The sequence below is a fragment of the Deltaproteobacteria bacterium genome (genome assembly GCA_028818775.1).
In the GTDB taxonomy this organism is placed as follows: Bacteria; Desulfobacterota; Binatia; order UBA9968; family JAJDTQ01; genus JAJDTQ01.
This window is the reverse complement of record JAPPNE010000110.1, coordinates 24210-32768: the sequence shown is the minus strand read 5'-3', so window position 1 is coordinate 32768 and position 8559 is coordinate 24210. Positions and strand designations below refer to the sequence as shown.

The 8559-nt window shown below is 66.7% G+C and carries 7 protein-coding genes; 3 read left to right on the top strand and 4 right to left on the bottom strand.

The features are described from left to right. Positions 1–699: 699 nt before the first annotated feature. Complete coding sequence (locus OXU42_13085) at positions 700–990, bottom strand: hypothetical protein (protein ID MDE0030322.1); 291 nt, start codon at positions 988–990, stop codon at positions 700–702. Between the two features lie 599 nt (positions 991–1589). Here OXU42_13085 and OXU42_13080 point away from each other — a divergent pair. Next, positions 1590–1976, top strand: a complete 387-nt coding sequence (locus tag OXU42_13080) for a hypothetical protein (GenBank protein MDE0030321.1) — start codon at positions 1590–1592, stop codon at positions 1974–1976. A gap of 70 nt (positions 1977–2046) precedes the next feature. Here the strand turns inward: OXU42_13080 and OXU42_13075 are convergent, their stop codons facing one another. Both OXU42_13075 and OXU42_13070 read right to left on the bottom strand, forming a co-directional pair. After that, positions 2047–5022 carry a conjugative relaxase gene (locus OXU42_13075; protein ID MDE0030320.1) on the bottom strand — a complete coding sequence of 992 codons (2976 nt, stop codon included), beginning with the start codon at positions 5020–5022 and terminating at the stop codon, positions 2047–2049. Then, on the bottom strand, positions 5022–5696 hold the full coding sequence (locus OXU42_13070; protein MDE0030319.1) for a hypothetical protein: 675 nt from the start codon (positions 5694–5696) through the stop codon (positions 5022–5024). Before OXU42_13070 ends, OXU42_13075 begins: the two co-directional genes overlap by 1 nt. A gap of 285 nt (positions 5697–5981) precedes the next feature. On the opposite strand from OXU42_13070, the gene OXU42_13065 reads away from it, so the two are divergent. Together OXU42_13065 and OXU42_13060 are read left to right on the top strand one after the other, a co-directional pair. After that, the gene (locus OXU42_13065) at positions 5982–6314 is read left to right on the top strand and encodes a hypothetical protein (protein MDE0030318.1); all 333 of its coding nucleotides are present in this window, start codon (positions 5982–5984) and stop codon (positions 6312–6314) included. Between the two features lie 69 nt (positions 6315–6383). Then, complete coding sequence (locus OXU42_13060) at positions 6384–7460, top strand: IS5 family transposase (GenBank protein ID MDE0030317.1); 1077 nt, start codon at positions 6384–6386, stop codon at positions 7458–7460. 279 nt (positions 7461–7739) lie between these two features. Here OXU42_13060 and OXU42_13055 read toward each other — a convergent pair whose 3' ends face one another. After that, positions 7740–8414, bottom strand: coding sequence for a DUF4145 domain-containing protein (locus OXU42_13055; GenBank protein MDE0030316.1), 675 nt, complete (start codon positions 8412–8414; stop codon positions 7740–7742). Positions 8415–8559: the final 145 nt, after the last annotated feature.

Here is an 8559-nt window from a genome sequence, read left to right as displayed (position 1 = left end):
GCCGAGGACCCGCTTCGCGCCTACCCTGCGCCACTCGGCGACGTGGGCCTTCCCCGCCTTCGGACCGGTCCGTCCTTCGACCCCTTGCCTCGCGGAAACCCCGCAACGTCCCTACACCCACACGGCTCGCCGCCTCCGGCGGCATCGCTCCGCTCATGCCGTCCGCCTCGCTCCGCTCGCCGTGATCACGCCCGGTCCCGTTTCCGCCTCGCCGGTGCGCGCGTCGCCGTCACTGGCTTCCGCACTTCGCCGTGCACCGGTGTCTGCGCCACTGCCCGAGCCTCCGGCACCGCGCTTTGCACCTCCGCCGTCGGCTCAGTCAGCACCGTCAGCACTCCACGCATCACTCCGCCCGGCCTCGGTGCTGCCGATGGCGACGCTGATCGTCAACGCGCCGACCTCCTCCGTGCGTCAGTCTTCAACTCCTTGCCTCGCGCCAACCTCCCGACAATCGCTCGGCTCGTCGCCTCCGGCGACATCGCCCCGCTCACGCCGTCCGCCTCGCTACGCTCGTCGTCGGCGCCGCCGTTCACGTCCGCGTCGTTGGCGCGGGCTTCGCCTCATCTTCGTTGCCGGTGACGCCCTTCATGTTCACGACGCTGCCGGCCATCGCGGCAGTGTCCATCCCGTTCCCGTCACGACGACGACGGCGACAACGCCAGTGAACGTGTCGGTGATGACGATCATGGCGCGGCAGCTTCACCGCGGCGCCCACTGCACGTCGAGCCGGTCGGCCGCGCCGCTTCGTGAACGGACTGCTTGCCGAGCCCGCCGTGCGCTCTCGCTCGGCTCGCCGCCTTCGGCGACATCGCCCGCGCTCACGCCGTTCGCCTCGCTGCGCTCGTCGTCGGCGTCGCCCTCCGCGTTCGCTTCCCCCGGTGCGGGCTTCGCCGTCACCGGCCTCCGCACTTCACCTTCCTGTACTGTCCATTCCATTGTCAGCGCCTCTGCCAGAGCCTCCGGCAGCGTGCTTCGCACGGCTGCCTTCACCACCTCCCGCACTGTCCGCCACTCAATCGCCGTGGCGGCTCCCTTCCGCGAGCTTCGCCCCCATCCATTCTCTTTCGCTCATACCTTGGGTTTGTCCTTCCTGACCGCGTGCCGCGGCTTTGGTTTTCACACCGGACGCAGCAGGCTGCTGGTGTAGCCTAGGTGCGCGCCTGGCATGCATTCCCATGCGCTCTCGACGACAGGGGATGCCGGGCACATGCCGGAACGAGTGTATTCTCCAGAGCATACACGCCGTTTCCGCATCCCTGCCGGCCCAGGGCTGCGCATGTCGCGCCGCGATCCCGCGATGTATTCTCTGGCGTCGCAGAAGGTGTTGCGGCGTGTTACACGGTGTAACCGTATTGTAGTAGCCCGTAACACGGCCCGAACACGCCCGGTCGAGGCTCGCATCCGGCAAGCGGTGGCCCCATCAAGGCGCCCGGCAACAGTCCCGGCGGGAAGGTTGCGAAGGCTCTCCACGACCTCGCCGGGCATCCCGGTTTCGACCGCAACCGGGACACCGATGCTCTGTTTCAGAGCAGGGAATAGACGCGGAGCGGGCCGTGGGCTGGCCTGCAGAGGGCAAAAGGGATGAGAGGATGGCGCAAAACGATCGCAAGAATTCGGAAACAGGGAGCAAGGCGGCCGGAAAACGGAGCGACGTGCGCCGGCCGCACTCGATCCGTTTCTCCGATTCCGAGTGGCGGCTGATCGAAAATGCCGCCACCCGGCACGGCATTCCGGTCGGGGAACTGGTCCGCTCGGGGGCGCTGGCCATCGCCGAGGACCGGCTCGGCGAGGCTCTTCCGGCCACGTTGTCGTTCGGACACCTGGCTCTCATCGAGGCCACCTGGCGCATGGCCTACGTGCTCGCCACCCTCGCCCGGGAGCGGATGCTCGACGCCGGGCGCGAGAAGGAGCTCGACGACCTTGTCGCGGCGGCGCGCAACGTGATGAAGGAGACGATGGAGGAAGGCCCGGCGTGAGCCGATTCGTTGCCGGACTGCGGACGGATCGTTTCCCAGAAGCGGGAAGGGAAGGCGCGGACGAGCCCTGTTAGAGGCTCAGGTCCATGTCGATACGCTTGTCGCGGACAGGCGGTTCGGGCTCCGGGGTCTTTCCCTGCGAAGGCCCGCCATCGAGTTCCTTCTCCGGAGGGGGCGGAGCGGCCGTCCTGGGGTCCGGCCGCTCCCTGTCCAAGGTCGCTCGCCCGTCGCGTTCGCGCTCCGGCCGGACGACCTCGCCGATGCCTTCGAGCGCCGAGATGCGTTCGCCGGTGACCGCTTCGAGCCGCTCGCGGAGCGCCCGGGCGTCGTCGGTGACGAGCTCCGCCCGGTCCCGTGCCCTCGAGATCTCCACATAGAAGGACTTGGCCGTCGTGAGCCGGGGGTGGTTCGCCTCCATCGCGGCGATCACGTTGTCCACCGTGCGCCCCTGAAAAGCGTGCACGGTCGAGGCCCATGCGTGATCCAGATGGCGGAGCTGCGGGTCGCCCGGCGTGAGCGTCAGCTTCCCGCCGTCCTCAAGCGTGAACGTCACCCGCCCGTTCCGGACGCCCGCGACGTCTGCGGCGCCGCTGTTCACGAGGCCCAGGTCCGGATCGTTGCGCGTCCAGCGGATGCGGTCGCCCGCGCGAAGCTCGATGGTCTCGGCGCGGTATACCTCGGCGCCGCCTCTGCGCCCGCCGATCTCCGACGGCTTCCAGGCGACCGTGGCTCCGTCCGGTCCTTCGAGATGGACGGTCCGCTTGCCGTGATCGACGCGGATGATGCGGCGTTCGTCTCCCTTCTCGACCCCCAGGCGCTTGTACTGGCGGTGGAACGCGACAACGTCGCCGGGGGAATAGTTCGCCGCGAGCGCCTTCTCGGCGTTGGTGTAGCCCCTGGAGACCAGCCTCTGCGTGTGCAGGGCCGGCCCCGCGATGCGGCCCTCGCGGGCAAGCCGCTCGCGGATGTGCGCGTTGATCCCCTCGCGCAGCTCGTGGCTCGGCGCCATCACCCCGGTGCGTTCGCGCTCTTCCGGCGAGAGTCCGAGCCAGCGCGCCGCCACCGCCCCGGCGATGTTCTGAGGCTTCACCTCCGCAACGTTGGCGCCGAGCTTCTCGAACGCCTTGCCAATGTCGCCCGCGAGGCTCGCCTCCACGGCCGCCTTGAGCTCGGGATCGCGCTGGCGCATGATCTCGTCCATCACCGCGGTCTTCATGCCCGCCTGCTGCAGCTGCGCGAAGGGCTTGCCGGCATCGACCGCGTCGAGTTGTTTCGTGTCGCCCACCAGCACCAGCTTCGGAATGCGCAACTCGCCCGCGATCCTCAGCAAGTCACGGGCCTGGACCGTGGAGGCAAGGGAACCCTCGTCCACCACCAGCACGGTCCTGGCGAAGACGGCGCGCATCTCCCTGGCGCCCTTCCTGGTGAGCCGGCCTTGGGCTACGCCCGCGTTCCTTGCAAGAAACCGCTGCAGGGTTTCCGACACGATGCCCGATTCGGCGGCCAGCGTCTGCACGGCTGAGGCCGAGGGCGCGAGTCCCACCATGCGCCAGCCCTTCTTCTCCGCCAGCGTCCGGGCGCGGTCTAGCATCCTCGTCTTGCCCGTCCCTGCGTATCCCTGCACGCCCACGGTGCGGTCCTTTTCGCTCAGGATGAGCTTCACTGCGTCCTTCTGACCCGCCGTGAGCGGTCCCTTCGACAGATGCCTGTCCACCATCCAGCCGCGCATCGGCGCCTTGCCCCGGCCCGCGCCGCTCCGCATGAGCGCGATGGTCTCCCGTTCCGCGGCCACCGCCCTGTCCGTGGCGAGCCCTCCGCCGGCTCCCAGCGCCGGCGCCTCGTGCACGTGGCCCTCTCGCTTGAGCGCGTCCACCGCCCCCTCGATCTCCCTCATGGATGCTGAGCCGGGGCTGTAGGCCAGCGCGGCCGCGAGGAGGCCGGTCCTGGAGAACACCGCATCCCGCTCGGAGAGATGGGCGAGCGCCCAGTCCACCGCCTCGCGCGCGGGACCCGTCCGCGCCGCGGACTCGAAGAGGTCTCCCTGGCGCGCGGCGTCCGGCTGACGATCCCCGGCCGCCTCCCGCGCCCCGGCGCGTTCCTTCTCCGCTCCCTCCAGGCTCCGTTCCATGGCCTGTGCCGCGAGCGCCGTGGCGTCGAACCCGAGATCGGCGGCCTGTTTCGCCCAGGTCCCGCGCAGAGCCTCCTTGTCCACGTCGCGCTTGTGGGCCCGGGTCATCAGCGCCGCCCGCCGGGCCAGGTGCTGGTTCTCAGCCGTCCCGCCCAAGCCCCGCGCCTCCATGGCCGCCTCGATCTCCGCCCGCCGCGTCGAGAACGTCTCGATGGTCTCGCGCGCCACCCCGGCGATCTCGAAGCGCCCGTCCGAATGGGTCTTCTCAATGGAGTAGCCGAGCTTCGCCAGCTCGCCCGCGAGCTCGTTCCTGTAGAGGGCGCCCAGGAGCATCTTCGAGCCGTACAGGCTCTCGTTCGCCATCGTCCTCCATTTGCCATCGGGGCCGAGCAGCATGTTGGCGATCACGGAGTGGGTGTGCAGCGCCGGGTCCAGGTTCCGGGACGTGTCGTGCCGGAAGGCGGCGATCACCGCCTTCTGGCCGCCGGCGCGGACCATCCGGCCGTTCTCCGGGTCCCGCAACCGGGTCTCAGCTGCGTTCCTCTCGAACCAGTCGAGCGCCCGCATGACCGCCCGGTCGTGCGCTTCGACGATGCGCGCGTCGCCGCCGATGAGCGCGGCCAGGGATGCGGACTTGGGAGCTGAAAACGTCAGGTCGCGGCCCGGACGGTGGTGGATCTCGCCGTCCTTGCCGCGCTTGCCGAGCCTCCGCCCCGAGCCGTCAGGCACCTCGCCTTCGAGCACCAACCTGAAGGCGTCGGGGTCGACCGGTCCCTCGAGGCCGAGCTCGGCCGCGCCGCGGCCCGCCCAGGCGCTCGCCGCACGGTGCTCCGGGGAGTCCTTCGCGTAGTATCCGTCGCGTTCGTAATAGGCTGCGCCCTGGGAGGGGTTCGCCACCGCGCCGATCGAGGCGACCATCAGATCCAGCGCCCGTACTGGCGCCGTGCACGCGCAGGGGGCGCCGCGGCGTCCGGTTGGCGGCTGTTTTCCGCGCCGGCGGGCGGTTTGCCGGTGTCGCGGGCCTCACGGTCCTTCCCCGGCGGCCGGGAGACCCGTGGCGCGGACGGCCGGTTCTCCGATGCGCGGACCGGCGGGCTGCCCGCGGAAGGAGGCGTCGCCAGGAGCTCCGGCCTCACCGCGGGCGGCGCGAACCGGGCCCGCGCCTCGGGACGCTGAAAATGTTCCGGCCCGGATGCCGCGCCGTGAAACCGGAGTTCCTCCATGGCGTGGCGGAACAGCGCCAGGCAGAGCAGGGCGCCGCCGAGACCGCACCAGGCGCCGAATCGGGCAGCCTTGGCTGCGGTCTGCAGCACGTGATCCCGCGCCAGCAGCGCTTCGCCGTTGTACATGAGACCGTCGCGCGTGAGCGTCACCATCGACCCGGCCCTCGTCCGGTACTCCACCGGAGTGCGGTCATCGAAGCCCAGTCCGGTCAGGAGTTCCGCGAGGGTGAGCTTGCCCGTGGCATACCAGTCATGCCCGGTGGTGCTCCACGCCAGCGCCACCGCGCACGCCAGCGCCGACATCAAGGCCACGCCGACAGCCGCGGCGAGCAGCGCCCAGCCCCACGTCCCGGGGTCGAAGACAGCCATCCATCCGGTGCGACGCCCGTAACTTGCCCGGTTCCCCAATGCGCCGATCTCCCTTCTCCGACCGCCGACGCTGCGCCGCGCTTCCGCTTACGAAACTGGCGCACGGGACGCAATGCGCCGTCCCCGGCACCCCCTTGGCTCGCACCCAGAACGGTCACTGAAGGGAAAAGATAAGCCGGTTTCGTGATCGTTTCAAGCCAAAATATATAGAATTTACAACGACTTATGACATGGACACGCAGGCGTGCGCTGGCTTGCGGAACTTCCGCCTCCATGGAAACTAGCGTGGAGTTGGACTGGGCGGAAACCCACAAGTGCCGCAAGCCAAGTCAGAAAGGAGCGATGGGTGAGAAAGTCCTTCAGTCACAAACCGTGAGCATCTTCACGGGCTGCGCCTCCGAGAAAACCGTCCCGTGGCTCCGTAATGGGTTCGTTTACACTACCGCGCCGGCGAAACACCGGCTGCCAACGCAACGGCCGGATGATCGCCCCAACTGGCCGCCAGCCGTGGAAGCGGGCACCTCCTGGAACGAGTTCTTCCAGCAACTCCTCCTCCACGAACCGCCGAACCTCCCGCAAGGAAGAATCGCCGTCCCGTCGCCGAAGTCGATCCTTTAGCAGGTTGTTGAAAAAGACTATCTGACGCGGAAAGATGATTCATACGTAGGTACCGAGACGGAGGAGTGGATGAGAGGCACAGATCCGCGTCAAGAAGGCATGTTCAGCTATGTATCGCCGGAAGCTCGGGTACCCAAGGACCATCCGTTGCGGCCGATCCGGGAGATGGTGAACCGGGCGCTGGAAGAGCTGTCGAGGGAGTTGGAGGCGATGTACTCGCACACGGGGCGGCCTTCGATCGCGCCGGAACAGTTGCTGCGGGCGCTTTTGGTGCAGGTTCTTTACTCGATCCGCAGCGAGCGGCTTTTGGTGGAGCAACTGGACTACAACCTTCTGTTCCGGTGGTTCGTGGGTCTGTCGATGGACGACCCGGTATGGGACCACTCGACATTCACGAAGAACCGGGAGCGGTTGATCGGCTCGGACATCGCTCGGGAGTTCTTTGCGAAGATCCTGGTGCAGGCGCGTGAGGCGCGGCTTCTGTCGGATGAACACTTCAGCGTGGATGGGACGTTGCTGGAGGCGTGGGCGTCGATGAAGTCGTTTCGTCCCAAGGGAGGAAACGGACCGGGCGGTGGTGGGCGCAATGCCGAGGCAGACTTTCGGGGAGAGAAGCGCAGCAATGCAACCCATGAGTCGAGCACTGACCCGCAGGCCCTGCAGTACCGCAAGAGCAAGGGGCAGGAAGCGAAGTTGTGCTACCTGGGGCATGCTCTGATGGACAACCGCCATGGACTGATCGTCGACACGCGCACTACCCAAGCCGGCGGCCGGGCTGAACGGGAGTCGGCGCTGGCCATGCTGGAGGCGCGACCCGGCAAGGGTCGGCTCACCGTGGGTGCGGACAAGGGATACGATACCAAAGACTTTGTCGAGGGGTTGCGCTGGGTGAACGTGAGTCCTCATGTGGCGCAGAACGACTGCAACCGGCGTTCGGCCATTGACCGCCGCACCACCCGTCACCCGGGCTACGCCCACAGCCAGCGGGTGCGCAAGCGGATCGAGGAGGCCTTCGGCTGGGCCAAGACCGTCGGCGGGTTGCGCAAACTCAAGCATCGGGGGTTACCCAAAGTGGACTTCCAGTTCACCCTGACCTTCGCTGCCTACAACCTGGTGCGGCTGCGAACCCTGGGAGCCGGCACGTGAGCATGCTTCGGGTGGCGGCTTACGTCTGCGCCACGGTCTCGGCCATGAAAAGGCCTGACAAAGAGGTTTATCCCAACCCGTCGAGTGTTCTGTTCTCACCCCGTCGCTCTCCGCGCCACTTACCAATCCTCAAATCCGTGGGTTTTTCCACGGCCTGTTAGGTCACGGTCAGTCCATAGAACAACAACGTGTCGCAACTCTCGCTTGCGGTCGGTAACAGAGGCGGGGAGTATAGTCCGTTCGCGTGAGCGAACGATTGTCCAGCCTGTCCATCACTGATTAAGGCTTTTTTCTCTTGGCATTTGCGTCCTTAATTCTCTGCGGAAGAGTATAGGTGTAGGTCAGGAAGAGAGAAGTGAACTCATGGAGTTGTTCTGCGGATTCCTGGTCGAAATCATCGACGTCGTGGGCGGCAAAGTTGCCTTCATCACGGATGCAATCCGCCAACTCGCCCATACCGGGGTCCATGGTTCCGTTGGCAACCAAGTCGGAGATTCGTTTTCGGAGGTTATCGCGCTCGGTGCCAGGGGCAAGGTCTTTGGTAGCGATCTCCAAGACCCTTCGGAACATGACCCCTGCGCCGGTCCAGTGGCCACCCTGGAGGACGTTGAGGGCCTCGACATAGTTGTCTGCCAAGTGTTCAGGGACATGATCTGGGGCCGAAGGGGCAATGGGGCTCGGGTAGACCTCTTCGAGGCTGTATCCTTCGGCGCGCGGATCACCGCGGACATCCATAGGACCCCCGAAATCAAAGGTGACGCCGCGGGGAACACCAGCAGGGAGTTCGGCGACTTTGGAGAATCTGACAAGGATACCCTTCCAGCACACGCGGCAAACGAACATGAAGTTCCATGTGGTTTTGGGGCCTTGAGCGTGCCCGTGATCCGAACCGATCCTTGTAAAGCCAGCTTTCCGCGTACCACAATGGGGGCAATCGTAAACAAACTCAGCCATGTCGCGGTCCTTTCCCGGAACCAGATTCGCTTGTTATTCGGCCTTGGTGCCTGAGCTTCAATAGCTCCTGTGGTCCAGCGGAAGCCACAAAGCCGGACGGAAACTTGCTATTTGGGTACGTGCAAGTTAGGGTGACCGCGGTCAA

Bases quoted from the DNA above. Each gene is read 5' to 3' on its own strand.
- OXU42_13080 (MDE0030321.1), top strand. From the start codon at position 1,590: ATGGCGCAAAACGATCGCAAGAATTCGGAAACAGGGAGCAAGGCGGCC.
- OXU42_13055 (MDE0030316.1), bottom strand. From the start codon at position 8,414: ATGGCTGAGTTTGTTTACGATTGCCCCCATTGTGGTACGCGGAAAGCT.
- OXU42_13070 (MDE0030319.1), bottom strand. From the start codon at position 5,696: ATGGCTGTCTTCGACCCCGGGACGTGGGGCTGGGCGCTGCTCGCCGCG.
- OXU42_13075 (MDE0030320.1), bottom strand. From the start codon at position 5,022: ATGGTCGCCTCGATCGGCGCGGTGGCGAACCCCTCCCAGGGCGCAGCC.
- OXU42_13060 (MDE0030317.1), top strand. From the start codon at position 6,384: ATGAGAGGCACAGATCCGCGTCAAGAAGGCATGTTCAGCTATGTATCG.